Raw genomic sequence first — 26,162 nt, forward strand, 5'->3', positions numbered from 1 at the left:
CTGTGTCGCCAGTGTGTACGCATGAGATGCGGTAAATGTTGTATTGGCATGTAGCTCAATTGGACAGAGCACGACGCTACGGACGTTGGTGTTGCAGGTTCGAGTCCTGTCATGTCAGTTTTCCTATATACCTCAGTTGGTAGAGGATCATCACAGCAAGTATAACATTAGATGAAAGTCGCTGGTTCGAATCCAGCTATAGGAATTATATTCTCGTATAGCTCAGTTGGTAGAGCGGATGGCTGTTAACCATCATGTCGAAGGTTCGAATCCTTCTACGAGAGTTTGTATTTTAATTAAGCACCTCGGTTATAAAACTCAATGCCATGAGTCCGAGAAGCACTCTAGTCACATATGACAAATTAGAGAAGTGCATTTGACGGATACGTTTCTTGTACTTCTTTTTATAATGAAGTGATTTATTATGAACAAGAGAAAATTTCTCAAGTAAGTGGGTGCTGTGCAACATTATAATCTGGTTAATGCACGAAACTTTTCGCTGGCGCAATAGACGCTCCTGTGGAGAATAATCTACTTCAATGCATAGTGTGGCAGCTGTGTAGAAGGTAGAAAGCCAAACAAGTCAGTTTGATATGAAACTGTTTAAAAGACAGTGTATAAGAAAAGTCGTCGGTACGTCGCTCAAGTCAGTGTAGGTATAAAAAAAGAATGTATGCTAATAGAGTATATGATAACAAAACTTAATTCTGAATGGTGGGTTGATGTTACATGTATTGATCATGTCGCAGATTTTGGTCTTTGAGACTCTGGTGAGAAGTTAGAGGTAGCTCCTCGAAGCTCAGACTCATCAGCTGTGTTGCAGAATAAACTATTTTATTAATGATTGTAGGATGAAGATCCGCTTTAAAATTAAAATACTCATAGGGATATCGCCAAGTGGTTAAGGCACGGCACTTTGACTGCCGTATTTTCACTGGTTCAAATCCAGTTATCCCTGTTTTTAAAATTTATATACAATAAAGGAGTGTTTTTACAATAGGATCTTTAGTATCACAATACACAAAAGAAGAATTGATGATTTTAATTGAAAATTCAACCTGTATGAGGGAATTGATACAAAAATTAGGATATGCTACACATACTGGATCTAATTTTACCACCGTCAAAAAATATTTAGAAAAATTAAATTTACCACAACCAACAGGGTATCAAAAACATAAGCGTGTTTTATCAGATGAAGAAATATTTTGTAATAATTCTAATGTTTCTCAAAATGCTTTGCGTACACGATATAAGAAAAATAATATTACTCCTTATAAATGTGCGATTTGCGGTCTTGACCATGTATGGAATAATAAACCATTAGTATTAACTTTAGACCATATCAATGGGCAACATCACGACAATCGTTTAGAAAATTTAAGATGGGTGTGTCCTAATTGTGATCGACAGTTGGATACATATGCTGGTAAAAATTTCAAAAATGTTAGGAATCATCCATTAAAGAAGAAACATATTTGTAAAGATTGTGGGAAAGAAATTAGTAATGGTGCCACACGCTGTGTTGAATGTGCTCATAAGCTTTTAAGAAGAACCGAAAGACCTGATAAAGATACACTACGGAATTTAATTATTACAAAACCTTTTGTACAAATTGGAAAAATATATGGTGTGTCAGATAAGACAATATGTAAATGGTGTAAATCTTATGGGTTGCCATATAAACGCAGTGATATCAAAAAAACTTACAATTTAAATTAAATTTATAAAAATAATGCAGAATGGAGAAGTTTGGTTATCTCGTCAGGTTCATGCCCTGAAGATCGGTGGTTCAAATCCACCTTCTGCTATTTTTCTATGTTTCATTTTATTTTTCATATAGTATCTTTCATTGGTATGGACGTAAATGTCCTTACCAACATTGCGCAGTGGCGTAGTTTGGCTATCGCACCTGATTTGGATTCAGGGGATCGTAGGTTCAAATCCTACCTGTGCAATCAAAGAGCTGTTTGGTGGTCAGTTCTTTTTTCAACAAAGATTTTTTCATTGTTAGTACAGGCAGATGGATTAATATTCGTCTGCCACTCCTTTCTGGCTTGGTAGTTCATTGGTAGAACGCAATACTTTTAATATTGTGAAGCGGTTCAAATCCGTTCCAAGCCATTATGCCTCGGTAGCATTAAGTCAGGTAAAGGCACAGGACATGACCTGAAGGACAGCTGGTTCAAATCCAGTCTGAGGCTTTCCAAATCCAGTAAATATGTACGACGACTGCCATGTGCAGCGTCAAGCATCACTGGAAATATTTTAAGAAATGGAGGGATCTTCTATAATTAAGATCACCAAAAATGAAGCTTTCTATCTTCGCTCAAAAGGATTCAAAGACAAATCTGATATTCATCAGACGTATTCTGGACATCCTACTTACTATGCAAGTGAGAAAAGAAGCGTAATGAAAGCTTTAAAGAAGTATAGAGAAAGATAGGTGTTCTCTATGAAGAAAAAACAAAACAATATCAGAGTATCATTTGTAGATGAACCTGCTGCCATGGATGTTACTGGTTCTATGGTTTATGTAAAAACAGATACTCACAATATTTTGATTGATGCTGGCTTACATCAGTCAAATAGTAAATACGATGACTTTCTTGTAAATAAGAGAAGATTCAAAGAATTTAAGCCAAAAGATATTGATTATATCTTTATTTCCCATCTCCATGCGGATCACGTATTTTTAAGCCCAAGATTATACAAAGAAGGATGTTCTGCAAAAATGATTGTTGCACAAGACAATTATCGAATTATGCATCGAATGGCTGAAGATTCTGCTTATATCATTGAAAGAGATATAGAATTAATTAACAATCAACATGGGAAGAATTATGATCCATTGTATACTATTGAAGATGTAGAACATACAATGAATTATGTTTCTGAATATCCTGTGATGGAAAAGATTGTTATTGATGATACTTTGTCATTTATGCTTATTCCAAACGGACACTTGCTTGGTAGTGTGCAAATTTTATTGTATCTCAAACAGAACAATGTTGAAAAGACTTTGTTGTTTACAGGAGATATTGGAAATTCCAAAGTTCATAATTATTATGTCAATAAGTTTACTCCTGTTGATCATGCAAATTTAGTTATTGGAGAATCAACTTATGGAGATCGTCCTGATTTAAAAACTGGGCAAAAAGAAAGAAATAATGATATCGAAAAATTATTTTCTATTATCACGCAACAGGTATGTGAAATGCATGGACAGGTAATTATACCAACTTTCGCAAATCACAGACTTCAATTTCTCACAACAATGATTTATCAGGTCATGAAAGACTATGATTTTCCTTATAAAGTGTACATTGATACACCGTTAGGGATTGATATTTTCAATGAATATCGAAAAATCTTATCTGGTGACGAATTAGAATTGTTTGATAAGGTCTTAAATTGGGATAACTTAGTGTTTGTACGTGACCCAGAATCTAGTAAAGCATTGGTACATAGTAATGAGCCATGTGTAATATTATCTACATCTGGTATGTGTAATAATGGTAGAATTAGACACCATTTGAAAAAGGCAGTTCCAAATCCTAACGCTACTGTTTTATTTGTAGGATTCAGTACGCCAGGAAGTTTAGCTGCATTACTTAAAGACAAAAATGTTAAATCTATCTCTATAGATAATAAACAATATATTTGCAGATGTGCAAGTTTCTCACTCAAATCTCTTAGCGGACATGCTCCATTCTGCCAACTTCTTGATTACTACTCTTCTATTAACACAAATCGAATTGTATTACATCATGGATCAGAAAAAGCAAAGTTAACATTAAAAGAGAAATTAACTTCTGAACTTGAAAAGAAATGCAAAAGTACACGAGTTATTATTGCAAATTCAAGTTTGAAAATTTCATTATAGAAAGGACTGTTGAATATAGAATTCGAACTTCCAATTAAAGATTTACTAAAACAATTTGGCGGTGGACTGCCAGATGTAGTAGATTATCAGTATTATGTAAATTTACAGCAGCGCAAAATTATTGTGAATGAAGCCATTTGCGATACTATCCTTGAAAGCGCTGTTTTACCACTTATTGAGATGGATAATGATGGCTCTGGAGAACCTATTACAATTATTCTTGATTCACCTGGTGGCGATGTATATAGAGGATTTAATCTTGTTGATGTTATTGAAAAGATTAAAACTCCACTTACAATTCACATTATGAGTATGGCAGCCAGTATGGGGCTACATATTGCTATGGCAGGGCATAATAATCCAAACGTAAAAACCGTATGCCATCCATTTAGCGTAGGTTTACTTCATAGTGGATCAGAATCTGTTAGCGGAACAGCTCATGCTGTAAGAGATTTATTTAATTTTTCACAGAAATACGAAGAGAAAATTAAACAGTATGTACTTTCACATTCTAATATTGATGAAGAAATGTACGAAAAAGTATATCGTCAGGAATTATGGCTTGATGCAGATGAAATGCTTCGCCTTGGAATTGTAGACGAAATCATTTAATTTTTTATTCATAAAAATGCTTAAACTCCCTCTATTTACACTATACCACATTTTTAATCAAGTGTGTAGAGGTATTTCACAAATAATTAAAAAAATTCACATTAGTTTAAAGGAGGATAAATATGGCTAAAGCTTTATCTTATAAAAAATCTACTACTGTTACAGTTAAGGCGGCAGGTTATGTAGATATCGAAAAAGGAGTTATTGAAACAGAAGAAGGAAATGTATCTTTCAAAGATTTATTAAAAGACTTTGATGGAAAATATGGTGAATTTCAGATGAAAGAAAAGACTGACGAAGATCTGGAATTAAACGTACCTTCTGATGAAGAATAGATTGGAGTGAAGATTTATCAGTATTAATTTTGAACAAGAATTAGCAAAAATCGGATTAACTCCAGAAACATATGAGGCTGTCTGTGCAGATATTGATTCAAAACTTGACGGTGTAGTTGATATCGACTGGCAGGAAATTAAAGAAAAATATCATATACAATGTGCAAGCGATACAATTCGTAAGTCCTCTTCTACTCCATTTGGTGGTAGATTTAGAGATGCTTATTTTCGCAGCAAACAAAAATCTGGTAATGATGAAAAGTCTGAAGATCAGTTATTATATGAAAGAATTCGTAAGGAACGACAGAAATTACAGACAGTTAATTTAGAGAGAAATCGTATTTCTCGCCAAGAAAGTCGTTTTGAGTTGTTCAATGAATATGTGGCTGAAGCAATTCAGATGCTACCAAACCCAGACTTTAAGCCTCTGAGAGTTGAAAATAAATCTAAAGGATATGTGCTTTCTATCGCAGACATTCATTATAATGCAGTATTTAAGAGTGTTAACAACGAATACTCTCCAGAAATTTGCATTGAAAGATTTCAAAAATTATTATCTCAGACTATTGCACTGATACATAGACTTGGTATTTCTAAACTCAAAGTCGTCACATTAGGTGATGATATTCAAGGCATCTTACGTCTTACTGACGTTAAGCTCAACGACTCTGCTGTTGTTAAGGCAGTTGTTGATATCTCAAAAATCATTTCACATTTCTTAAATGAATTATCCAAATATGTTGAAATTGAATATTATTGCGTAGGTCGAAGCAATCACAGCCAAACACGACCTATAGGAACAAGGGCTTCTGAATTATGTGCGGAAGACTTTGAGTATATTATTGGTAATTACATCAATGAATGTTTGGCAAATAATGATCGTGTTGAAGTACATCTTGATCTGGAATCTGATTGTATCCACATTCCTATCGCTGGCTTTAATATGGTTGCAATGCATGGACATACCTTAAGAGGAATTGATAGTGCTATTCAAAATATGGAGTCTATCTATAACGAAGATATTGACTTCTTATTGGTTGGTCATTACCACGGAATGCTTGAAAAATCTCTAAGTGAAGGTATTACATGCGATAAAGAAATTTTAGTATGTCCAAGCTTTGTAGGTAGTGATCCTTATGCAGACAGTATTTTTAAAGGGTCAAAGAGTGCTTGCAAGTTATTTGAGTTCACAGAACGTGAAGGACATACAGCATCATTCAAGATACAGTTAAATTAGCAATTCGGCAGTCATTTTTTTAGGATCAATCTCTCAAAACAGGTCGGACAGACTGCCTATTATGAGCAGAGGATATTACTTCTTCTGCTCCATTTCTATAAATATTTACGGGTACTCAAAAGTGGGTAGCCGTAGAAATTAGTCGAAAATAAAACATTAATTACAAAAAGGAGAATCGAACTATGATTACAACAAAAGAATTAGTAAAATCAATCGCAACAAAGAAAACAGAAACAGAAGGACGCAAAGTAACTCAGATCGAGGCAAAAGAAGAATTAGATAGAGTTGTTGAATGTATCGTTGATGCCATTGTGTCTGGAGAAGGTGTTCGCTTAATGGGGCTTGGAACATTTACTGTTGAAGATAAACCAGCTCATGTTGCAAGAAATCCAAGAACAGGTGAAACAATCAATGTTCCTGCTAAGAAAGCTCCAAAATTCAAAATTTCTGCTTCATTAAAAGATGCGGTAAACAAATAAGATTGGAGTGATTGTTATTTCTTATAAAGATAAATATAACAAATATGAGGATCTGAATATTACAGATTTCGAAGACCAAATTGAGCTTTTATTTACAGTTAACGATCAGTTGGTCGATGGAGATAATTGTGTAGATATCATTGCAAACGCTGAGACAATTCGTTATATGTTGTCCATTGCAATGTCAGAACTTGCCTATGCTCCACATAAAATTAATATGGAAAAAGACGATGCCACATATTGTCTTGAAATGTTTGATGATGGAAGTCTGAGAGTTTTCTTATATGATAAATATAATGATTCTTTACAGGGGACTTCTATTTATTTATATCAAGAAGAGGTTACTCAGGATATTGTAGATTTTGTATTGAACTTCTACGCTGATTCTGATATCTGGCTTTTTGGATATGAAGATGAAAATGATATTCAGATCAACAAAGAAGATGTATCTGATTTAGATATCGTTGCTAGAATTATGGAAGATAAACATTTTGAGGTCTTGCCAACTATGTTACCTTTCGAGTATCTGTTAAAGGATCTTTGGAGATTTTAATATTATGAATTATGTGCAGTAGGTGAATCATATCATCTACTGCTCTTCTATTATACAAGGAAAGGAGGGACATATGGCAAGAGAATTAACGCCAGAAGAATTGGCAAAAGCCCCAATGTACATCAATAGAGAAGTACAATTTGAGATGCCAAGACGGTCTACTAAGGTAGATAAAAAATACAAATGCACATGTTGTGGTAAGAGTTGGGATAATCAGAGAAACCATTTTGCTAAATCTCCTTCTCCTTTATACCAGAGTAATGATGGGTATATCAACATCTGTAATGATTGTATGGACTTATACCTACAGAAATTGATCAACTACTATAATGGAAATGAAGTCCATGCAATTAAGCATGTGTGTCAGCAATTTGATGTAGTGTTTCATGTTGATGCATACAAAAACGCAAAGGTTGAAAATCAACCAATCACATTTTCACAATATCTTTCAAAGCGCAATCTTCATCAGACAACAAAGGTTGGTAATACATATCTTGATGGAATGAAGACGAAATTTTATGAAGATGGATACGATCATGTTATGAGTGCAGAACAAGCTGTAAATGATGATAGTATATCTATTTCTGGTTCAGCTACTAAGAGATGGGGTGCTGGATTTACACAGGCGGATTATAAAAATCTTGACGAGCATTATAATATGCTGAAAGACAACAATCCAAACATTGATCAGAATCAAGAAATCTTCGTAAAATCATTATGTAATTTATATATGCTGCAAATACGTGCATTACAAGCAGGTGATTCAAAAAAATACATCGACCTTAGTAGTCAGTATTCTAAAACATTTAACGATGCAGGTCTAAAAACAGTTGAAGAAAAAGATGAAAGCCAAAATACTACTCTTGGAGTAACATTGGCTACTATATCAAAATATACGCCCGAAGAATTTTACAAAGATAAACCATTATATGAAGACTATGATGACTTGGCAGACTATGTGGACAGATTTATGTTACGTCCATTAAGAAATTTACAATATGGATCTTCTGATCGAGATAAGGAATATTTCATTCCTGATGATGAGGATTTAGACGATGAATAAACAAGTAAGTAAAAAAACAGCTGCCAAACGTCTTAGTAAAATGATTGAACAGTTCCCTGCCGATAAATATCAAAAGGATTTGTATAAAAAATTCCCATCTACGCACTATTTAAGCAATCCAACAAATGTTATGCATACATTGGCATGGTGTACGTTTTTTAGGAAAAATTTACACAGATTTGTACAAGATTACTTAGAAATTCCAATATATACATATCAACAATTGGCTCTATATTATATGGGTGTTTCTAACTCAATTTGTATTGTTGCAGCACGTAATGATGCAAAGTCATTCTTAATTGCCCTATATGCATGTTCTAGGGCTATTCTTTATCCAGGATCAAAAGTTGTTATTGGTTCTGCTACTCGTGGACAGAGTAAATTGATTATTACCGAAAAAATTCAAGGCGAATTAATGGTAAAATCGGCTGTTTTAAGAGCGGAAATTGAATATGTTAAGACTAATGGACAAGACGTTGTTGTAAAATTTCATAACGGATCTACAATTAAAGTGTTTACAGCAAATGATAACGCCCGTGGTATTCGTTCAAATGTTGCTATTAGGGAAGAGTTTAGACAGATCAAGAAAAATATTGAAGATAATGTCATTTCACCATTTCAGATGGTACGTCAGCCAGGTTATATACAACTTCCGCAATATAAAGATAATCCAGTTTTAGCGAAAATCTTGCAAGAAGACCCTGTTGATATCTATATTAGCTCATCTTGGCAAGACCCTACACATTGGATGTGGACAATTGTAGACATGAACTATGAATTAATGCTGAAACACGGAAAAGGTATGCTCTTAGCATTTGATGAAAGTATATGTTTAAAACATGGATTTAAAACAAAACAACAGTTGATCAAAGAAAAGAAAAAACAAGATCCTACCAGTTGGAAGGTAGAGTTCTTAAACCTTAGAATCAAAGAATCTGATTCTGCATATTTTACATATTCTATGCTGATGAATCGGCAAATTTCAAAACAAGTCTTTTATCCAAGAAATAATTTGGATGTTCAAATCAATAAGAAAAACCGCTATGCAATCCCTAAACGTGACAATGAAGTAAGAGTTATCGCAGGCGATATTGCATTCGTAGCAGGTTCTCAGAACGACAATTCAGTTTATTCTTGTATTCGTGCTATCCCAGAAACAATGACGTATGGCGATAAGCAAATGGAACAAGGATATCGTAGACAATTCCCTTATATAGAATCAAACCAGATAGGCGACACAACAAAACAGGCAATTAGGATACGTCAGTTATATGAAGATTTTAACGCTGATTATATAGTAATTGATGTGCGCAACGGGGGTTTGCAAATTTTGTATTCTTTACAAAAAGTTTTATACGATGAAGACCGTAGTGTTGAATACGCCCCATTAAAATGTATGAACAACGACGAATACGGTAGATTGTGTCAAGATCCAGACGCAAAACCATGTATCTATGCTATCAATGGTACACAAAACCTGAATAGTGATATTGCAATGAACTTCAGAAAGAATCTGGTTGAAGGAAAAATTGATTTTCTCGTTAACTTTGAAACTGCAAAAGAGGAAATTCTTTCTAAGAATAAGGAATACAGACAGGCTATTGAAGTCGATGATGTGTTTGATTTTGAGCGACCATTCTTAGAGACTCAGGCACTTGTTAGCGAGTGTGCAGAATTACAATATGAAAAATTAACCACAGGTGGTATCCGAATTAAAGAACGTGGAAACAACCGAAAAGATAGATATTCTTCATGCAGTTACGGATCATATTTTATAGACCAGTTGGAATTAGATATGGCAACCACAGATGAAGAATACGGATACGCAACATTTGTAAACTAATGGAAGGAGGGAAAATGGAAGAAAATGTAAAACAAGACGCTTCATATGAATATAATAGTTATCAATATACAACAACAGATATATTTAACGCTATCTTTCAGTGTGGTGTTTATGATTATTTTAATAAAGAAGAAATACGCAGTGTTTTAAGAAATCCAATTGAAAACCATGAAACCGCCATTAGATTATCAAATTTTGTGTATACAAAAAACGGTGTAATTGCAAACTCTGTTGATTATAGTGTTGCATTACCATGTTTGGATAGTATATTGATCAATAAATCGAAAGCAAAAAAGAAAAACAACAACAAGGCAAAAAATAATAAACGCTTAATGCGTTCTACTCTTGAGACAATCGATGATAAGCATTTTATCAGAGATGCATTACATACCGAGATGTTAGACGGTATTGCATTTTATTATTTTGAAACAAAAGTCAGACCGTCTGAGCTTGATAATACAAAATATATGAATGATTTTGATGTTGAACGTATTACAGAAATTAACGATCTTGGTATTAATGCTTCTATTATTTCTTTACCTTGGCAGTATTGTAAGATTGTCGGAAAGAAAAATGGGCGATTTGTTATTGGTTTTGATTTAAGATATTTTGATGATTTTGATGGGGACACTTTGGAAAGAAAACTTAAAAAGTACCCTGATGAAATCAGAAAAGGGTATCATGATAGCAAGAAAAATAATGGTGTAAATGGCAATTGGTTAATATTAAATTCGGATAAAACAATGTGTAGAAAAATCAAGTGCAAAGATTCAGAGCCTTGGGGCAGATCCTTGGTTATTGCAGCGCTTGAAGATGTATTATATAAAGATTATTTTACAGACACAAAACGAAATGTTCTGGATGAGCTGAACAATAAAATTGTCTATCAGACATTTCCAGAAGGAAAAGAAAAAGGACTTTGTGCTTTAACTAAAAAGCAACAGGCAGCCCAACATAATGATGTTAAAACTGCTGTAGTTAACAAAAACAACAAAGGCGGATTAAGTTTCTTCAGTGTTGCCGCAGGAACAAAGATTAACGCTTTGGATGTTTCTACGGATATTTTTAATGATAAAAATGAATCAAATCTTAATAATCAAATCTCTTTGGATTTAGGTGTATGCGCTTCTTTACTTGGTGCCATGGAATCAGGTAATTTTGGTGCAGGAGCGCACAACTTGGAAATGATAAATTCGCAAGTATATACATGGGTTTATGAGTGGCAACAAGAATTGAATTATGTCATTAACAAAAATGTCATTAAAGATAAAAACAATCCAGTGGAAGTTTACTATTTCCCTACTTCTTTTGTAAACCGCAAAGCATTCTTTGATATGTGTAAAACATTATATTCAGAAGCAAGTGGTTCCTTATCTTATCTTGTCGCTAGTGCAGGAATAAATCCAGAAGCATATTTTAATGTGCTAGATGAAGAAATTGAAGATGGTATATACGAACGCTATTTACCACATATGACAGCCTATACCAATTCTTCAAATAATACAAATGATCAAGGTGGTCGTCCAATTACGGACAACCCTACCGAAAATACCATTCGAAGTAGAAATAATGACGGGAACAATATCCCAAGTCCAAGCGACTCTAAATAAATATCAATAATGAAAGGTCGATTTTATTTAATCGGCTTTTTTGTTATACAAAACTTTTTAAAGGAGGATACAACATGGCAATCGTAGAGTTATCTGAAAAGAAATACAAAAATGGGCGCAGACCATTTAAAGCCGTATTGTACGAATTACAGCCTCCTGAATCAGTAGAAAATGGTATCGGAACAAAATACAACAAAAATGGAATTACCTTTTTAGAGGAATATTGTGCACCACAGCTCGGCAGTATCACAGATATGAGTGTTCGTGTTGAATTTTTAGATGAAAACAGAACAATAATCTGCGGTCACGGAGAAACTGGTGTCAACGAAGATGGCTTAATAACATTTAGAAATGCAAGTGTTGTTGGACATTTTACAAGAGGCTATATTGACGACATTGATTACGAAGGTGAAACAAAGAGATGTGTATGCGGTGAAGGATATCTTGATGAAATGTGTTATCCAGAATTCGTTGCAAATCTTGAAGAAGATCTTAACAATGGCGTTGCCGTAGAAGGTAGCGTAGAAATTTTCAAAGCAAAAGGTAATACAGGAATTGTTTATATGAATGGATGGAGAGAAACAGGGAGAATTCCTGTTGAATTCATTCACTCTGGTTGGGATATGGTAATGAACCCAGCTGATACCTCTTCTATTGTATTGGAATTAAACGAAAATCAAAACAAGGAGGACAAACAGAAAATGGACGGAACAATTGATATGAAAGAAATCACTTCTGCTATCAAAGAAACAATTTCTGAAATCAATTCTAAAGAATCTGCATTAGAAGAGAAAATTTCTGAGCAGAATTCCGTGATTGAGCAGAAAGATTCTGTTATCGCAGAAAAGGATGTAAAGATTTCCGAACTTAATGCAAGTGTCGAAAAATTACAGAAAGCTCTTGAAGACACAAAGACAGAGAATGAGACAGCATGGGAACAGATCGAAATTCTTAGAAAAGAAATTGCAAAAGCTAAAGTTGCAGAAAAATTAGGTGAAGTTGACGAAGCTTTAAGCGAGTTCAATGAAGATGAAAAAGCAGTCGCAAAAGAAGATATCGACAAATTAAAATCTGATATTAACTCTTGCGAAAATATTGACGAATTAAATGAAATTGCTTCTGAAGTTAACTCTATCAAATCTAAGATTTGCATGAATATTGTAGCACAACAGAAAGCAGCTGAGAAACAGGCATCCGCCACAGAACCTACAGTAGAAACAAATTCAGAAAAAGTTGAAGATATCTTTTCTGAGGTATGTGAATCTATCGAAGTTGATGATAATGACGAAGATGTAAGTATTTTTTAATAAGGAGGATAGATAAAAATGATTAAATTCCGTAATATCTCTCAGATTGAGAAATTATATCCATTTATAAAATCAGTTGCAGGAGCAGATGTTTATAATGGCGATTTTGGAACAGTAACAGAAGGTACATTCGCTTTAGCTGCTAATGCTAAACAGGTAGTAATGAATGTTGAAGTTGGTGATGATGAAGGTTTAGATAAATACTTTATCGCAAAAGGATCAGATTTAAGAGTTTTAGATCTTGATAAATTAGACGGGCAGGAACTTGAAATTTATGGAAAACAGATTCCTACTGGGGTAGCTAAAGGTGATAAGTTAAAATCTACAGCAACAGGCGATCTTGTTAAGGGAGCTACTGCTGTACCATATGTAGAAGTAACTGAAATCATTGGAAATCACAAAGGCATTGTTGTAAGAGTTGCTGCTTCTGCTCCAGCTACACAGTCAGTATCAAAATAGTTAATCTAAAAAGGAGGATAGTATAAATGTATACATTTGAATTAAACAACGAACGTAAGGATGCAAACTTTGCGAGCGGTCGTGTGTCTACAAAATCTCCTGTAGTAGAAATTTTCTCTGCAATGAGAGATGGAAAAGACTTAGCACCTTTCGGAAGAAAAGCAGATCAGGCTGCTAACTATATTAAAGAGTTAAATAGCAAAGCTTCTGCTGGTGATTTATCAGCAGTTTCTGAATTAAATGAAATCAGACGTTTCTCAATGGAACCTCAGATTCTTCAGGAAGCTAAATTATTAAGCATTTATGGAAATTACAAAGCAATCGGATATAACGATTCTTGTGAAGTTGAAATCCCAGAATTTGTTGGAAACCCAGCAAGCAAACAGGCTTTAGGTCAGGATGTTAACTTCCCAGTGATCAGAAAGAAAAGAACACCTATCGCTACAGTAGCTATTTCTGCTGGTTATGCAGTAGATTATAGAAAGGCTGCCATCGGTGACATGAGTGATGAAAATGAATTAAAAAATCAGATTGCCATTCAGATCAGAAACAAGGCTGCTGCTTATGTTGTAGAAACAATCTACAAAGCAATCAAAAATGCAGATGGAGTTAAATACTTCTTCGAAGGAGACGGATTAACAAAAACTGGTGTTGATGGAGTTATTACACCTGTAAGACGTTTTGGAAAACCAACAATTACTGGTGACTATGCTTTAGTTTCTCAGTTAAACGCATTTGCAGGATTCCAGGGAACAACACCAGCTGTTACAGGTATTTCTGAAGCTGTTATGAAAGAAATCCATGATACAGGATTAATGGGAATGTACAATGGTTCAGTTGTTTCTGAATTACCAAACCCATATGATACTTCTCTGATGAATGCAGCTGGAACAGACTTCCAGACAGTATTACCACAGGGACTCGGATATGTAATTCCTGCTGGTGGACAGTCTCCAATTTATACAGTAACAAGAGGCGGATTAACATCTATTTCTGGAACAGACGTATCAACAGGTCAGTTAATCACAAGATATGACCTTGAAGTTGGTGCTTTAGTTGCTCCAGGAAGAGAATATATGATTGGTTTACTTGGAGACAAGAAACTGTCAACAGAACTTGGTACTTACTAGAATTCGTAAATAGTTGAAGAAATGTAGACCTTATGGGTCTTTTTTATTTGCAAAGATATATGGTAATTCTGTATATCTTTGCAATTAATTAGTTAAATAGAGGACATAGACCATGAATGATATTTACTTTTGCTATTCCAAAAAACTGCACTATTTTTTAATGGGGTTAGGCGAAAGTTATATTTCTTCTAATATCAACAAAAATACTGGTGTACGTTATTGGACATTCCAAAAGTCGAAAGATTTAGATGAAAAGATTGAATTGTATAATTCTGTAAAATACAAATTCAAGTAAACGATAATTAGTTGTGAAAGGATAAATAATTGAAAGAGATGGAAAATACAGAAGTTGTAAAAGAGTTAAGCATGGAAACAAAAATTACAGTACGCAGCCTTGCCAATTGGACAACAGGATTTCAGCGAATTGAATCCACAGGAGATGTAACAATCACACCAAATGGTACTACTCGTTTATCTCGTGGAGAAGTAATCTCACAGGTGCAGAACGGGAATATGCTTTTTACTGGAATTGATGGTGTTGGCTCTCATGCAACATTATATATTGAAGACGCTGATACTCGTGAAGAGTTAGACTTTGACAATAAAGAAGAAAAGAAAGTTCAGAAAATTTTAACGCCTAAATTAGTAGCAAAATTATTTGCATATAAAGGTATGTCAAAAACATTTAAGGACAAAGTTTCTGAGTATATTGTTACAAGTGCTGAAAAATCAGCTGTCATGATGATGATTAAAAAAGGTAATTATAACGATTACGAAAAAATTCGATTCATTGAAAACTATACAGGACACAAAATGAAATAGGATGTAGGTGATTATAATGACAACCGCAGATGATGTAATTCAAAGTTTTGAATCTACGTTTGCAGATAAAACGCCTCTGCCAGACTCTTTAGTTTTTCAATGGCTAAAAAAGGCAATTGCAAGATATTCTATGGAAATTGATGATCTTACATTTGACGTAGAAACAAAAGAATTTTCAGAAGATCTTGATCAATATGTCATAGATACAATGGCAGAATATATGCATCAATATTATCAGGAGCGTTACTACTCTCTTGTAAATAAACGAGTGAGTATTGTAACAAAAGAATTAAGTATTGATGGAAATAATGGGTCAAAAACTTCAGCAAAGAATGAGCTTGATGCTATTAAATATAATGCTGAAAAAATGACAAATAATCAGAAACCTACCGCTTATACATAGGAGGTGCGATAAATGCAAGATTGGTATTTAATAACACCTAATACACGACCTAATTTAACGGGCGGTTATGAAAATGATGCATATAACGATTATAAAGATGATGAATTTGCAGAGATCTTAGATACAGACATTGCTTCTACGGTTGAATTATGTAACTCTGATTTATCAGAAAGAACGACCATCCGATGTGTGGTTCAAGATAATGATTCTGATACCGCATTAAAAACTATGCAGAGAACCGTACTATTCCCATGTAATACTTCCAAAGCAGGAATGTATGTGTATTTTGAGAATAATTACTGGATCATAGACGGAAGACCTGGACAATGTGGTGTATTTGAAAAAACAACAATGAAGTTGTGTCAATCTACTGTAAAATGGCAAGATGCAGATGGTAATATCCATGAAAGATGGGCTTATTATCAATCGGCATCTAAATATGATGTTGGTAAAACAGGTAACAATATTATATTTGTTGGATCAAATAATTATACGGTAATTGTACCGCAAGACGATGATACTCTTGGGCTTGATGGGAAAAGAGTATTTCTTGATATTCGTGAAGTTCCAAATGACGTATTTACATTCACTCGTGATGATAATGTTTTATATCATTTTGGTACTGAACATGGTGGCGTATTATCTTTTATCGTTGATAAAGATGAATTTAACCCAGCGAAAGACAGAAAAGACTTGCGATTATGTGATTACTTTGAGTCTAAAAAAGATCCTGAACCAATGCAGCCAGAGAAACCAGAACAGCCAGATGTTCCAACTGTAGAACAGACATGTACTGCTACTATTAAGTATAGATACAAGAAAGTTTTTGTAGGCAAGAAATCTACATTTACCGCTTCTTTTAAAGACTTAGATGGAAACGCAGTTACAAAAGATTCTCAATGGGATATTGAATGTGAATTAAAAGACTCTATTAATATAGAAGAGACTGGTTCAAACATTGGAATCTCTGTGTCAAATTCTGCATTAGTTGGTCAGAAAATCATCTTGAAATTATCTGCAAAAGATGGAACTTCTTCTACTGCTTCTATTGAAATAAGTATAGAAAGTCTTACATAGGTGAAATTCAATGACGAAAACAGAAAAAATGATGGAAAATCCTCTGGTTTCGCTTGGATTGATTAAAGAAGCCGTAGGAAATATTTTAATGACAAATGATGATGTTAGTGATCTTGCCATGCCATATCTTGATGATGAGGATTATTCTTTCGAGGATAATTGGTTTGGATGCAAAATTGGCGAAAATATACATGGGCAAGTGAAAGACAATCGTTTATTAGGACATTGCAAAGATGTCCCATATATGGATGAAACCATTACAGATACACGATCTATTATCTTAATGGAAACATATCCTGCTAGTATATCAACATCTATTATTGATTACACATTGGTTATCAATGTCATATGTCATAGAGATGTTATCAAACTAGATGATGATGAAAAGTCAGAATGGCGTGAAAAAGGATACGCTGGCAATCGTTTAGATATGATTTGTCAAGCAATTAATCTTGTCTTAACTGACGAATCAATAAAAGACTCATTTGGTATCGGGGCTATGAGATTAGATACTCGGACAAGCCAATTACAGTCTTTTAAACCGAACACTAACTTTTATGGCAGGACAATGGTGTATCGGATTGATGATATAAATATGGAGTTGCTTTGTAAGTGAGTGACGTGAAACTTACTTATTCACAGCTACTGTCAAGCGAGCCAATACCTGTTGGAATTGGGCATATTCAGCCACCTAAAATCAGTGATCGTAGGAGAATTGGTGAAGGGCTATGGATGCAATATGCTAGTTATATGACATTGACAGTAGATAGCTATTACTCTGCTCTCCTGCCAGATAAATATGATGCTTTTTTGGCATTACCTTATGAAGAACGAACAGATGTTAAATTATTTGATTTGGTATCAGAAAACACAGATGTTATACGGATTTATGTGAGAGCATTTTGCTTTTATTTTGTCGAAGATGTTGTGTATAAATTAAGAGAAAAAAGATTTGAGATCTTAAAAACACATGAAGACGAAGAAACTGGAGAAATCGAATCACAGGTTGTCGGGGTTATTGATCGAGAAATCTTTGATGATGTATTACATATTCTGATGCAAATTTCAAACATTAATAATGAACGCACAGTGTCCGAAGAGTTATCAAAACAAAAAGATCCTGTTGTTATCCAAATGCAGCGTAGACGTGATAAGGCAAAAGCTAAACGTACTCGTGGAAAAAACTTAGATAAACAAGATCCTAAATATGATATCGGAAATATTATCTCTGTCGTATGTGCGTATCACCCAAGTATTAATTTTACTAACGTAGGACAACTAACAATTCCTCAATTATATGATAACTTTCAAAGAATCTTAATTGATAGAAATTATCAAATCATGGCTCTTAATGCCAGTGTCTGGGGAACTGAAGGTAGTGACTTTAAAGAAGATTCATATTTGAAAAACCTTAACGAGGAAAAATAAGACCTATCTTTATGGGTCTTTTTTTAATACTAAAATTTAAAAATTCTAATGAAAGGATGTGACAAAATGGCAGCTAGTAAGAAATATGCAAGCCGTGACTGCGGTGTATTTGAGTTAACTAACTTAGCTACAAGCAAAAAGGCTTTAAGAGTTGATTATGCAAATACAGTAACATTAAATATTACAGCAGATTCTGTAAAAGCTAAAAAGAGAGGTAGAGATGCTGTAACATTTGCTAACCCAATGGAAGGAACACTTGAATCAGAAATTCAGGTATATCCATTTGAGTTATTCTCTATCTTTGGTAACGGTACAATTACAGAAGGTGGAGATCGTGCAGAAATGAAGACGATCACTGCTACAGAAGCAGGAAAACTTACATTACCAGACGATCCAAAAGCAGGAGCTTTATTCGTTTACGCAAAAGGTGATGTTGGTGGAACACAGATCGAAGGAAGTGTAGCAACAAAAGTATTCACAGCTACAACAGATAGCGATATCGTTGTTGGTAAGAAATACGATGTATCTTATATCGTAAATGACTCTACACTTCAGTTAGTTAAGATTAACGATAATCAGGAATTAGCTGATTTCAGAGTTGACGCAGAAATCAACCAGAAATCTGAGCAGGGAGTTGTAACACCATTACATATCACTTGCTACAAAGCTACTCCTCAGAGAAATATCGAATTAGCTTTCGCAGCTGAGGGAGATCCTATTACACTGAAGATCACATTTGACCTGATGACAGATGCAGATGATGAATTTGTAGATATTTATCAGATCAAGTCTTTAGCTTAATTTAAGGACATTATTTATCACTACTGGTTAGTTTATACTAATCAGTAGTGTATTAACTTGGAATATTGAACATGAAAAAATATTGCAGTAATCATATTATAGTTTTACATTTTAGTTAGAAGATAGGGAAGAGAACAAAACTTTAATATGGTTCACAAATTGGATTATATGATTTTTTGTTTTCTTCCCTATTTTTTACGATTTTAAAAGAAAGGGTGTATTTATTGAATTCAGAAATTACAACGCCTGAACAGTTGCAGGAAGCCTATAAAGATACAAAACTTATTCCTGTTACAAGTTTGGCACAAGTTAAGTTCTATGTAGAACATGGCGTACAACCACTTCTGGTCTATCCATCTGAACGTGCAGATATTATGGCGTTCTGGTATCCAAAAAAAGATACATACAGGCTATATGTTGATTATAGAAAATATATTAACGATAAATATCAGGTAGGTGAATAGGTTGGCAAAGAATGTTGGTAAGAGATTTGAAGAAAATTGGAAAGCCAGTATTCCTTCAGGCATATTCTACTATCGTTTAAAAGATCAAGCACAATCTTTTGGTGGTTGTAGTAATTTAAGATTTTCAAGTAAGAATCCTTGTGATTGTTTCTTATTTTCCTCTCCTTATATGTACGCATTGGAATTGAAAAGTGTTGGCACTTCTTCTATTTCTTTTGAACGTACCAAAGAAGAGAAAGGTGTAATCCATTATCATCAGATTAAAGGTTTAAGAGAATTTGTTGGTTACAAAAATATGATCGCAGGGTTTTTATTTAATTTTAGAAAGAAAGATAACATGGAAACTACATATTTTCAACACATCAATGATTTTGACAGAATGATTGCTTCTATGGATAAAAAATCATTCAACGAAAAGGATTTAAAAAAATTCAATCCAATCATTGTTAATAGTCGAAAATTAAAAGTCAATTACAGATATCATGTATCTGAATTGCTTGAGAAGTTAAATAGAGAAATGGAGAGATAATTTTATGGGTAAAATTGCTTTTGAAACAAGACATTATGAAGATGGGTCTTTAAATAGATTTGAAGCAAATGATTTCGTTGAAGCCGTTGTCGTTTCTGCTTTTCCTGTAACTCAGGACGATAACGGAACATCTAGTATGGACTATGATCCACTGAGTAAACTTATGGGAATCAAGATGAATATTATTAAATTTTATGGAAACGTTGATTTAGAAAGCATTGGTATTGATGAATTATATGCACTTGCTTCAGATATTGATGTTGATGAATTTGTTGATGAAAATGATATTAACAAAGTACAGTTTAAAGATATGTTAACTGCAATTGATGAAAAATGTGACTACATCAAACAGCAGTTAATTGCAAGTGCAATTGATATTAAACTTGACAGCAAAGATGTGAATTTCAAGGTCGAAGGTGTTGACGATTTAGTAGAATCTGTCGTGGCTTTAGCACCTGCTCTTGAATATATTAATGAAGTGTTTGCCAAAGCTGATCCAGAAGTAACTCAGAAGATGATGCAGTATTTTGCAGAACATGGTTTTGACTTTACTGCTGAAGACATTACAAAAGCTGTTGTTGAATCTGATGATTTTCAGAAAAATAGAATTGATGCACTTGAAGCAATTAAACAGGGTGCCGCTGATGCAGTCAATAATAATGTAGTTTCTATTGACAGAAAGTAAGGTGATCTCATGGGAAACATGGGTGCAATGGCTGGGTTATGGAGACAAATCCAGAATGAAATGCGTGATGCCGTAAGCGAAGCTGAGAGTCAAACATTCTTAACAGCCAATCAAGAGCTTACTGCTTCTTATGCAGGTGGAGAACCAATACCTCCAGAGCAAGGTGGATATGTAAGAACATATCAGATGAAAAACTCTGCAAGAACAACTGGCGTTGTTGGTGGCGGAGATTCTGTTAGTGCCACTGTGTATCTTGATCAGGGATACAATTATGATACTGGAACTTACTCTACTCCACACGTTTTCTCGGAAGCGGAATCTGGTGGATCTGGTATTGTATTAACTTCTGGATTCTGGCAACGTACAGAGCAAAAAGCTCAACAATATGCTGAACAGGCATTTGCAAAAAGATTTAAACAATAATTTCTTTTTACATCAAATCTGATGTAATTTTCACAAAATAAAACCAAGATTTTATATGCTTATCAACCACAATATATGTGATTTATTTTTACGAATACCACTATATATTGTGGTTGTATTTATTTTACACATAGGAGGTTTTACCGTTGGCTAGATTTACGGTATATAACAAGATTACATCTCCAGAAAAACTAGCATTGGTCAATAAAGATAACAAAGATTTAGGCAATGAGTGGTTAGATTACCTTGCTTCTGTTGATCGTGCGCAGAGTACGATCAAAGGTTATCGCAATGACTTAGATATTTTCTGGTGTTGGAATCTGGAACATAATAAAAATAAGGACTTTGCTAAATTAACAAAACGTGACATTGCTAAATTTCAAAATCATGCAATTAACGTATGGGGGTGGAGTCCTAAACGAACAAGACGTGTTAAATCATGTCTTTCTTCTTTATCTGATTATATCGAAAATATGTTAGACGAGGAAGAAGAATTTGAAGGATTCAGAAAAATTGTAAATAAGATTGAGAATCCTGCAAATGAGGCAGTGCGTGAGAAAACGATTCTGCCAGATGAAAAAGTTGATGACTTATTAAAAACTCTTGTCGAACAAGAGAAATATGAAAAAGCGTGTGCTATCGCTATTGCTGCTTATTCTGGAATGAGAAAATCTGAAATCATTCAGATGAAGATGTCTTATTTTACTGAAGATGCTCTTGAATTTGATGGTGCTTTATATAAAACGCCAAAGATTCGCACCAAGGGTCGTGGTAAATTAGGTAAGCAGTTAAACAAATTTATCCTTGTTGATGTTAAAAAATACATTGATTTATGGGATAAACAACGTAAAGAACTTGGCGTTGACATTGATGATATCTTTGTAACGAAAGATAAAAATGGTTGGCATCGTAGATCCAATCTTGACAAATGGACAGCTGAATTTTCAAAGATGTTGGACGTAGACTTCTACTACCATTGTATGAGACATTATACTTGTACTGCTTTCGCAAAGAAGAATATTCCGATTGATGTTATCAAAGAATTCTTTGGATGGTCTTCTACGGAATTGGTTGGTATTTACAACGATTCATCCGCAGAAGATGACTTCGGAAAATACTTTACAAAAGACGGTATTAAAGAAGGAAAACAAGGTTCTTTGTCTGATTTGTAATATTGGAAAAAGATACCTGTATACATAAAATATATTTTTATGATATACTCAAACTCGCAATGATCAATTACACGACAAAATCTATGATGTAACACCACTTATATAGTAGGAGATGATGTTATGATGATAGAGAATAGAAAAAATTACTATACACTTATTTGTGCCGAATGGAGTATGTATGGCGGAGGAATAGTTATACATACAGAGGTAAATGTTGGTTCAGTCATCGAAGCACATGAATATGTTTTATCACATCTTTATGACTTCCCTACTGGTACATGGATACTGAAGCCATGTTTGACAGCAATTAGTTAAACAATAAGTAAAAGTAATTGATCATTGCTCTCACGGGCGGTTGGTATAATGGAATTATACTGGTCTCCAAAACCAGAGATCGGGGTTCGATTCCCTGACCGTCTGTTAATTATATACTGAAATGTAAAGAGTCTATTTTTGTATAGGCTCTTTTTTATTATGCACAAAATCATGAAAGAGGTGAGTAAATGGATTTTGAAGCCGTCATTAAAGCGATATTGGATAAGGGCAATGTTGAGTCTCAATTGAATGAACTTGTGAAAGATAAGGATGTACATATTAACCCTATTGTTGGTACGAAAGGATCAACAAATACAACACTTAATAACCAAATCAAAAGACAAGCAAATGCTCAGGCAAAATCATATGTAAAATATAAGAAATCTGCAATTCAAAAGCAGATGAAACATGCTTCTGGGGCATTTTATACTAGCGGAGAAACATCTATTGACAAAGGTCTTGTTAAACGTGCAAAAGACCAAGCTAAAGAAATGTCTAATGTTGCAAAGCAGATCGCAAACGAAGAAAATGTTTCAACACCAACTGCTTATCAATATGCAGACAAAGCATTAAAAGAGCAAGAGAAAGCAAAAAATAAAGCATTCAAAGAGCAAGAGAAAGCTGATAAAAAATATCAAGCAGAACAGAAAAAACTAAATGAGAAAGCTGCCAAGATTGAATCTGACATTCAAGCGAAGAGATTTGCTTCTAAATCTGGAAGATATCAAAAACAATTTTCTGGGTATGTCGATAATAATAGCAAAGAATACAATGCTGTTTTGAGCAACATTCTTGACTATGAAAAGCAACGTAAAGAAGTCAATAAAATGTATGGGAACTTTAAAAAGGACCCAACTATAAAAAATCGTGACCTTTTGATTGATGCTCATTCAAAACTTGAGCAGTATGATAAAAATGCTACAAATAGTCTATCTTTATTAAATTCTTCTCCTAACAAAGTATTGAAGAGTGATATAGAGAAACAAGCTAAAAAACAAGCCAAACAAGAGGAACAATATAGTGATTGGTTTAATCAAGCTCTTTTCAAAGAGCAAGAGAAAAAAGATTCTTATGTGCAAAATGTTTCTAGGAATCTTGGAAATAAATCATATGATGCTAATTTAGCAGCACAACAAAAGAAACTTAGTAGGTATTACAGTGGCAGCGAAGAATACAAAAATGCGAATAAGTCTTTTGAAGAATATAACAAGAATGTAAAAGGTTTGCAGGAATTACATACTCAATACCAAGCAAATCCTTCAACTGCTAATCAGGATGCGATCATTAAGCAGAATGAGAAAGTAATCCAATCATATGAAAAATTAAACAATGAGATGAAAATTCTCGATGCAACTCAGAGCAAGGCACTTAATCCTGGCGAAGGTAGTATTCAAGCAAATAAGATCAGAACTTATATGGAGAATAATACTAAAGCCGCTAAGGACTATGGGACTGCATTAGAGAATCTTGCGAAACAATCTGAAAACGCTACAACTAAAGGCGAAGTTCAACGTATTAACCAACAGTTTAAGCAAATGCAGTCTGAAATTTCTGTGAAAGGACTTACTGGAAATTCCATGTTTTCAGAAGTTAAACGTGGATTTAGTCAGATTTCTCAGTTTGTAGGAACATATGGTATTTTGCAATCTGGTATGAACAAAGCACAGGAAATGGTGCAAAATACATATGATGTAGATAGTGCAATGACTCAGCTTCAGATGGCTACTGGTGTATCCAATGATAAAGCCAAAGATTTGATGAAAACATATTCAGATATGGGGCATCAATTAAAGGCTACTGGTACAGATGTTGCTGCTTCTTCTACTGAATGGATGAAACAGGGACAAAGTGTTGAAAAATCTAATAAGCTTGCAGAGAGTTCTATCAAACTTAGCAAGGTTGGTGATTTAACATCTGAAAATGCTACAAAATATTTAACTTCTGCGAGAAAAGGTTATGGCATTACGAGTGCAGAAGATACCTTGAAAATCGTAGATAAAATGTCTTCTGTAGATATGGCTTCCGCTACTGATGTTGGAGGTTTGGCAGAAGGTATGTCCGAAGTTGCGACGAATGCAAATTTAGCTGGTGTCAGCATGGACAAATTGCTCGGTTATTTAGCAACTATCGGTGAAACAACTCAGGAAGGTATGAGTTCAGTCGGAACTGGTTTGAACGCCATTTTCTCCCGTATGGGAAATATCAAACTAGCACGACTTAAAGATTATCAAAATAATGGCGAAGACCTAGACATTTGGGGCGCAGTGGCATAATACATAAACCACTGTGGCAATTCTTTCTTATGATCATATGAATAATATTCATATGTGCTTGGAAGCCGAGGGAACGGTCAATAAGGAGGAAGGATATATCTATTTTAATCGTCTTATTAAAAGGAGATGATTGAAATTTTATTGACAAAGCAAGTAACCGTTAAATGGTGTAGCCGTACTAAATATCATTATATTGATAAAGGGTATAATTTCACAAAAATAGGCGATACATTTACGGCTAATATAAATGATGTTACACATGGTAGCGACGTCATGGTGGATGTACGTTGCGATTATTGTGGTAAAACGTATCAAACTAAATATAGTACATATCTTAAAACATCTAAAAATGGTACAAATGCATGTAAAAAATGCTCCCCGTTAAAAGTAAAAGAAACTTGTATGGAAAAATATGGGGTTGAAAATGTATTCTGTACTGAAAACATCAAAAAGAAATCTAAAGAAACCTGTCTAAAGAAATATGGAGTTGAGAACGTATCAAAATCTGATGCAATCCAAAAAGTAAAAGCTCAAAATAATTTTAAAAAATACGGAGTTACGAATACTTCAAAATTACAGTCTGTTAAAGACAAAGTGATTCAAACCAATCTTGAACGATTTGGAGTAGAATATCCTATGCAGACCGATGAATTTCAGAAAAGGATAAAAGAAACTTCGTTAAAGAAATATGGAGTTGAGCATTTTACTCAAAGTCAAGTCGTTAAAGACAAACAGCGAAAAACCATGTTAGAAAGATATGGTGTTGTAAGTCCTACGCAGAACCCAGACATATTAAGGAAATCAATAGAATCAAGATATAAACATGGTAATTTTACATGCTCAAAACAACAATTTGAAGTTTATACAATAATTGGAGGAGAACTAAATTACCCATTTAAAAATTTTGTAATTGATATTGCTTTTCCAGATGAAAAGATTGCAATTGAATGGGATGGTAGTGGACATGATTTGTCAGTGAGACTTGGACACATAACAAAAGAAAAATTTATACGCAATGAAAATTTTAGAAATATTTCTTTATTTAATGATGATTGGAAAATAATTAGATTTATTACACACAAAGACAAAGTTCCACACAACATTAAAGATATTTATAACTATTGCTATACATATCTTCAAAATGGTGGACACAATATACAAGTTCTTATAGATGAACAAACGATTAAAACAAAACATAGTTCGATTAAATTTAACGATATATCTGCCTTGAACGACTGAGCGAAAGAAGGTCATTT

Annotated in this window: 27 protein-coding genes and 9 tRNA genes; all 36 read left to right on the forward strand. The window is 34.0% G+C overall.

Annotated features, from left to right (window positions below; all coding sequences use genetic code 11):
• Positions 1-44 precede the first annotated feature (44 nt).
• The 36 genes from KE503_RS06410 (at position 45) to KE503_RS06585 (ending at position 26,145) form a co-directional block, all read left to right on the forward strand.
• A tRNA-Arg gene (locus KE503_RS06410) sits at positions 45-118 on the forward strand.
• A gap of 3 nt (positions 119-121) precedes the next feature.
• Positions 122-205: transfer RNA gene (locus KE503_RS06415), tRNA-OTHER, on the forward strand.
• Positions 206-211: 6 nt separating this feature from the next.
• Positions 212-284: transfer RNA gene (locus tag KE503_RS06420), tRNA-Asn, on the forward strand.
• Positions 285-883: 599 nt separating this feature from the next.
• A tRNA-Gln gene (locus tag KE503_RS06425) sits at positions 884-958 on the forward strand.
• A gap of 77 nt (positions 959-1,035) precedes the next feature.
• On the forward strand, positions 1,036-1,722 hold the full coding sequence (locus KE503_RS06430; protein WP_212384766.1) for a hypothetical protein: 687 nt from the start codon (positions 1,036-1,038) through the stop codon (positions 1,720-1,722).
• A gap of 14 nt (positions 1,723-1,736) precedes the next feature.
• A tRNA-Met gene (locus KE503_RS06435) sits at positions 1,737-1,811 on the forward strand.
• A gap of 72 nt (positions 1,812-1,883) precedes the next feature.
• Positions 1,884-1,958 (forward strand) — tRNA-Pro (locus KE503_RS06440).
• 96 nt (positions 1,959-2,054) lie between these two features.
• Positions 2,055-2,124, forward strand: a tRNA-Lys gene (locus tag KE503_RS06445).
• 4 nt (positions 2,125-2,128) lie between these two features.
• Positions 2,129-2,204 (forward strand) — tRNA-Met (locus KE503_RS06450).
• A 251-nt stretch (positions 2,205-2,455) separates the two neighbouring features.
• Positions 2,456-3,886, forward strand: a complete 1,431-nt coding sequence (locus tag KE503_RS06455) for an MBL fold metallo-hydrolase (protein WP_212384767.1) — start codon at positions 2,456-2,458, stop codon at positions 3,884-3,886.
• A gap of 9 nt (positions 3,887-3,895) precedes the next feature.
• Positions 3,896-4,498, forward strand: coding sequence for an ATP-dependent Clp protease proteolytic subunit (locus KE503_RS06460; protein ID WP_212384768.1), 603 nt, complete (start codon positions 3,896-3,898; stop codon positions 4,496-4,498).
• A 122-nt stretch (positions 4,499-4,620) separates the two neighbouring features.
• Positions 4,621-4,833, forward strand: coding sequence for a hypothetical protein (locus KE503_RS06465; protein WP_212384769.1), 213 nt, complete (start codon positions 4,621-4,623; stop codon positions 4,831-4,833).
• A 382-nt stretch (positions 4,834-5,215) separates the two neighbouring features.
• A complete protein-coding gene (locus tag KE503_RS06470; protein WP_249182988.1) occupies positions 5,216-6,070 on the forward strand; it encodes a hypothetical protein in 855 nt (284 codons plus the stop codon).
• Positions 6,071-6,252: 182 nt separating this feature from the next.
• Positions 6,253-6,549 (forward strand): HU family DNA-binding protein, encoded by a 297-nt coding sequence (locus tag KE503_RS06475; RefSeq protein ID WP_212384770.1) that lies wholly within the window; start codon positions 6,253-6,255, stop codon positions 6,547-6,549.
• 7 nt (positions 6,550-6,556) lie between these two features.
• Positions 6,557-7,102 (forward strand): hypothetical protein, encoded by a 546-nt coding sequence (locus KE503_RS06480; RefSeq protein WP_212384771.1) that lies wholly within the window; start codon positions 6,557-6,559, stop codon positions 7,100-7,102.
• Between the two features lie 73 nt (positions 7,103-7,175).
• Entirely contained in the window at positions 7,176-8,165 is a 990-nt protein-coding gene (locus KE503_RS06485; protein ID WP_212384772.1) for a hypothetical protein, read from the forward strand.
• Entirely contained in the window at positions 8,158-10,008 is a 1,851-nt protein-coding gene (locus KE503_RS06490) for a hypothetical protein (RefSeq protein WP_249182989.1), read from the forward strand. Before KE503_RS06485 ends, KE503_RS06490 begins: the two co-directional genes overlap by 8 nt.
• Positions 10,009-10,022: 14 nt before the next feature.
• The gene (locus KE503_RS06495; RefSeq protein ID WP_249182990.1) at positions 10,023-11,618 is read left to right on the forward strand and encodes a hypothetical protein; all 1,596 of its coding nucleotides are present in this window, start codon (positions 10,023-10,025) and stop codon (positions 11,616-11,618) included.
• Positions 11,619-11,692: 74 nt separating this feature from the next.
• Positions 11,693-12,925, forward strand: a complete 1,233-nt coding sequence (locus tag KE503_RS06500) for a hypothetical protein (RefSeq protein WP_212384774.1) — start codon at positions 11,693-11,695, stop codon at positions 12,923-12,925.
• An 18-nt stretch (positions 12,926-12,943) separates the two neighbouring features.
• Entirely contained in the window at positions 12,944-13,384 is a 441-nt protein-coding gene (locus KE503_RS06505; RefSeq protein ID WP_212384775.1) for a hypothetical protein, read from the forward strand.
• Between the two features lie 26 nt (positions 13,385-13,410).
• The gene (locus KE503_RS06510; RefSeq protein ID WP_212384776.1) at positions 13,411-14,514 is read left to right on the forward strand and encodes a hypothetical protein; all 1,104 of its coding nucleotides are present in this window, start codon (positions 13,411-13,413) and stop codon (positions 14,512-14,514) included.
• Positions 14,515-14,847: 333 nt separating this feature from the next.
• The gene (locus KE503_RS06515) at positions 14,848-15,336 is read left to right on the forward strand and encodes a hypothetical protein (RefSeq protein ID WP_212384777.1); all 489 of its coding nucleotides are present in this window, start codon (positions 14,848-14,850) and stop codon (positions 15,334-15,336) included.
• 16 nt (positions 15,337-15,352) lie between these two features.
• On the forward strand, positions 15,353-15,739 hold the full coding sequence (locus tag KE503_RS06520; protein ID WP_179975988.1) for a hypothetical protein: 387 nt from the start codon (positions 15,353-15,355) through the stop codon (positions 15,737-15,739).
• A 12-nt stretch (positions 15,740-15,751) separates the two neighbouring features.
• Complete coding sequence (locus KE503_RS06525) at positions 15,752-16,816, forward strand: hypothetical protein (RefSeq protein ID WP_212384778.1); 1,065 nt, start codon at positions 15,752-15,754, stop codon at positions 16,814-16,816.
• A 10-nt stretch (positions 16,817-16,826) separates the two neighbouring features.
• The gene (locus KE503_RS06530; protein ID WP_212384779.1) at positions 16,827-17,432 is read left to right on the forward strand and encodes a hypothetical protein; all 606 of its coding nucleotides are present in this window, start codon (positions 16,827-16,829) and stop codon (positions 17,430-17,432) included.
• Positions 17,429-18,244, forward strand: a complete 816-nt coding sequence (locus tag KE503_RS06535) for a hypothetical protein (RefSeq protein WP_212384780.1) — start codon at positions 17,429-17,431, stop codon at positions 18,242-18,244. Before KE503_RS06530 ends, KE503_RS06535 begins: the two co-directional genes overlap by 4 nt.
• A gap of 66 nt (positions 18,245-18,310) precedes the next feature.
• Positions 18,311-19,045: a hypothetical protein gene (locus tag KE503_RS06540; RefSeq protein ID WP_212384781.1), complete on the forward strand. Its 735-nt coding sequence runs from the start codon at positions 18,311-18,313 to the stop codon at positions 19,043-19,045.
• Positions 19,046-19,269: 224 nt separating this feature from the next.
• Positions 19,270-19,509 (forward strand): hypothetical protein, encoded by a 240-nt coding sequence (locus KE503_RS06545; RefSeq protein WP_173756343.1) that lies wholly within the window; start codon positions 19,270-19,272, stop codon positions 19,507-19,509.
• 1 nt (position 19,510) lies between these two features.
• Positions 19,511-20,038 carry a hypothetical protein gene (locus KE503_RS06550; RefSeq protein WP_212384782.1) on the forward strand — a complete coding sequence of 176 codons (528 nt, stop codon included), beginning with the start codon at positions 19,511-19,513 and terminating at the stop codon, positions 20,036-20,038.
• Between the two features lie 4 nt (positions 20,039-20,042).
• The gene (locus KE503_RS06555) at positions 20,043-20,723 is read left to right on the forward strand and encodes a hypothetical protein (RefSeq protein ID WP_212384783.1); all 681 of its coding nucleotides are present in this window, start codon (positions 20,043-20,045) and stop codon (positions 20,721-20,723) included.
• A 9-nt stretch (positions 20,724-20,732) separates the two neighbouring features.
• Positions 20,733-21,146, forward strand: a complete 414-nt coding sequence (locus KE503_RS06560; RefSeq protein ID WP_212384784.1) for a hypothetical protein — start codon at positions 20,733-20,735, stop codon at positions 21,144-21,146.
• Positions 21,147-21,292: 146 nt separating this feature from the next.
• A complete protein-coding gene (locus KE503_RS06565) occupies positions 21,293-22,318 on the forward strand; it encodes a tyrosine-type recombinase/integrase (protein WP_212384785.1) in 1,026 nt (341 codons plus the stop codon).
• Positions 22,319-22,438: 120 nt separating this feature from the next.
• Positions 22,439-22,633, forward strand: a complete 195-nt coding sequence (locus KE503_RS06570) for a hypothetical protein (RefSeq protein WP_212384786.1) — start codon at positions 22,439-22,441, stop codon at positions 22,631-22,633.
• A gap of 34 nt (positions 22,634-22,667) precedes the next feature.
• Positions 22,668-22,738: transfer RNA gene (locus KE503_RS06575), tRNA-Trp, on the forward strand.
• A gap of 83 nt (positions 22,739-22,821) precedes the next feature.
• Positions 22,822-24,906 carry a phage tail tape measure protein gene (locus KE503_RS06580; protein WP_212384787.1) on the forward strand — a complete coding sequence of 695 codons (2,085 nt, stop codon included), beginning with the start codon at positions 22,822-22,824 and terminating at the stop codon, positions 24,904-24,906.
• A gap of 141 nt (positions 24,907-25,047) precedes the next feature.
• On the forward strand, positions 25,048-26,145 hold the full coding sequence (locus KE503_RS06585; protein WP_212384788.1) for a DUF7487 domain-containing protein: 1,098 nt from the start codon (positions 25,048-25,050) through the stop codon (positions 26,143-26,145).
• Positions 26,146-26,162: the final 17 nt, after the last annotated feature.

Source organism: Anaerostipes sp. Marseille-Q3525 (assembly GCF_018223505.1).
In the GTDB taxonomy this organism is placed as follows: domain Bacteria; phylum Bacillota; class Clostridia; order Lachnospirales; family Lachnospiraceae; genus Anaerostipes; species Anaerostipes amylophilus.

Excerpts from the sequence above, each read along its gene's own strand:
- KE503_RS06430 (WP_212384766.1), top strand. The coding sequence starts at position 1,036 with ATGATTTTAATTGAAAATTCAACCTGTATGAGGGAATTGATACAAAAA.
- KE503_RS06455 (WP_212384767.1), top strand. The coding sequence starts at position 2,456 with ATGAAGAAAAAACAAAACAATATCAGAGTATCATTTGTAGATGAACCT.
- KE503_RS06465 (WP_212384769.1), top strand. The coding sequence starts at position 4,621 with ATGGCTAAAGCTTTATCTTATAAAAAATCTACTACTGTTACAGTTAAG.
- KE503_RS06475 (WP_212384770.1), top strand. The coding sequence starts at position 6,253 with ATGATTACAACAAAAGAATTAGTAAAATCAATCGCAACAAAGAAAACA.
- KE503_RS06485 (WP_212384772.1), top strand. The coding sequence starts at position 7,176 with ATGGCAAGAGAATTAACGCCAGAAGAATTGGCAAAAGCCCCAATGTAC.
- KE503_RS06490 (WP_249182989.1), top strand. The coding sequence starts at position 8,158 with ATGAATAAACAAGTAAGTAAAAAAACAGCTGCCAAACGTCTTAGTAAA.
- KE503_RS06495 (WP_249182990.1), top strand. The coding sequence starts at position 10,023 with ATGGAAGAAAATGTAAAACAAGACGCTTCATATGAATATAATAGTTAT.
- KE503_RS06500 (WP_212384774.1), top strand. The coding sequence starts at position 11,693 with ATGGCAATCGTAGAGTTATCTGAAAAGAAATACAAAAATGGGCGCAGA.
- KE503_RS06505 (WP_212384775.1), top strand. The coding sequence starts at position 12,944 with ATGATTAAATTCCGTAATATCTCTCAGATTGAGAAATTATATCCATTT.
- KE503_RS06510 (WP_212384776.1), top strand. The coding sequence starts at position 13,411 with ATGTATACATTTGAATTAAACAACGAACGTAAGGATGCAAACTTTGCG.
- KE503_RS06515 (WP_212384777.1), top strand. The coding sequence starts at position 14,848 with ATGGAAAATACAGAAGTTGTAAAAGAGTTAAGCATGGAAACAAAAATT.
- KE503_RS06520 (WP_179975988.1), top strand. The coding sequence starts at position 15,353 with ATGACAACCGCAGATGATGTAATTCAAAGTTTTGAATCTACGTTTGCA.
- KE503_RS06525 (WP_212384778.1), top strand. The coding sequence starts at position 15,752 with ATGCAAGATTGGTATTTAATAACACCTAATACACGACCTAATTTAACG.
- KE503_RS06530 (WP_212384779.1), top strand. The coding sequence starts at position 16,827 with ATGACGAAAACAGAAAAAATGATGGAAAATCCTCTGGTTTCGCTTGGA.
- KE503_RS06540 (WP_212384781.1), top strand. The coding sequence starts at position 18,311 with ATGGCAGCTAGTAAGAAATATGCAAGCCGTGACTGCGGTGTATTTGAG.
- KE503_RS06555 (WP_212384783.1), top strand. The coding sequence starts at position 20,043 with ATGGGTAAAATTGCTTTTGAAACAAGACATTATGAAGATGGGTCTTTA.
- KE503_RS06560 (WP_212384784.1), top strand. The coding sequence starts at position 20,733 with ATGGGAAACATGGGTGCAATGGCTGGGTTATGGAGACAAATCCAGAAT.
- KE503_RS06570 (WP_212384786.1), top strand. The coding sequence starts at position 22,439 with ATGATGATAGAGAATAGAAAAAATTACTATACACTTATTTGTGCCGAA.
- KE503_RS06580 (WP_212384787.1), top strand. The coding sequence starts at position 22,822 with ATGGATTTTGAAGCCGTCATTAAAGCGATATTGGATAAGGGCAATGTT.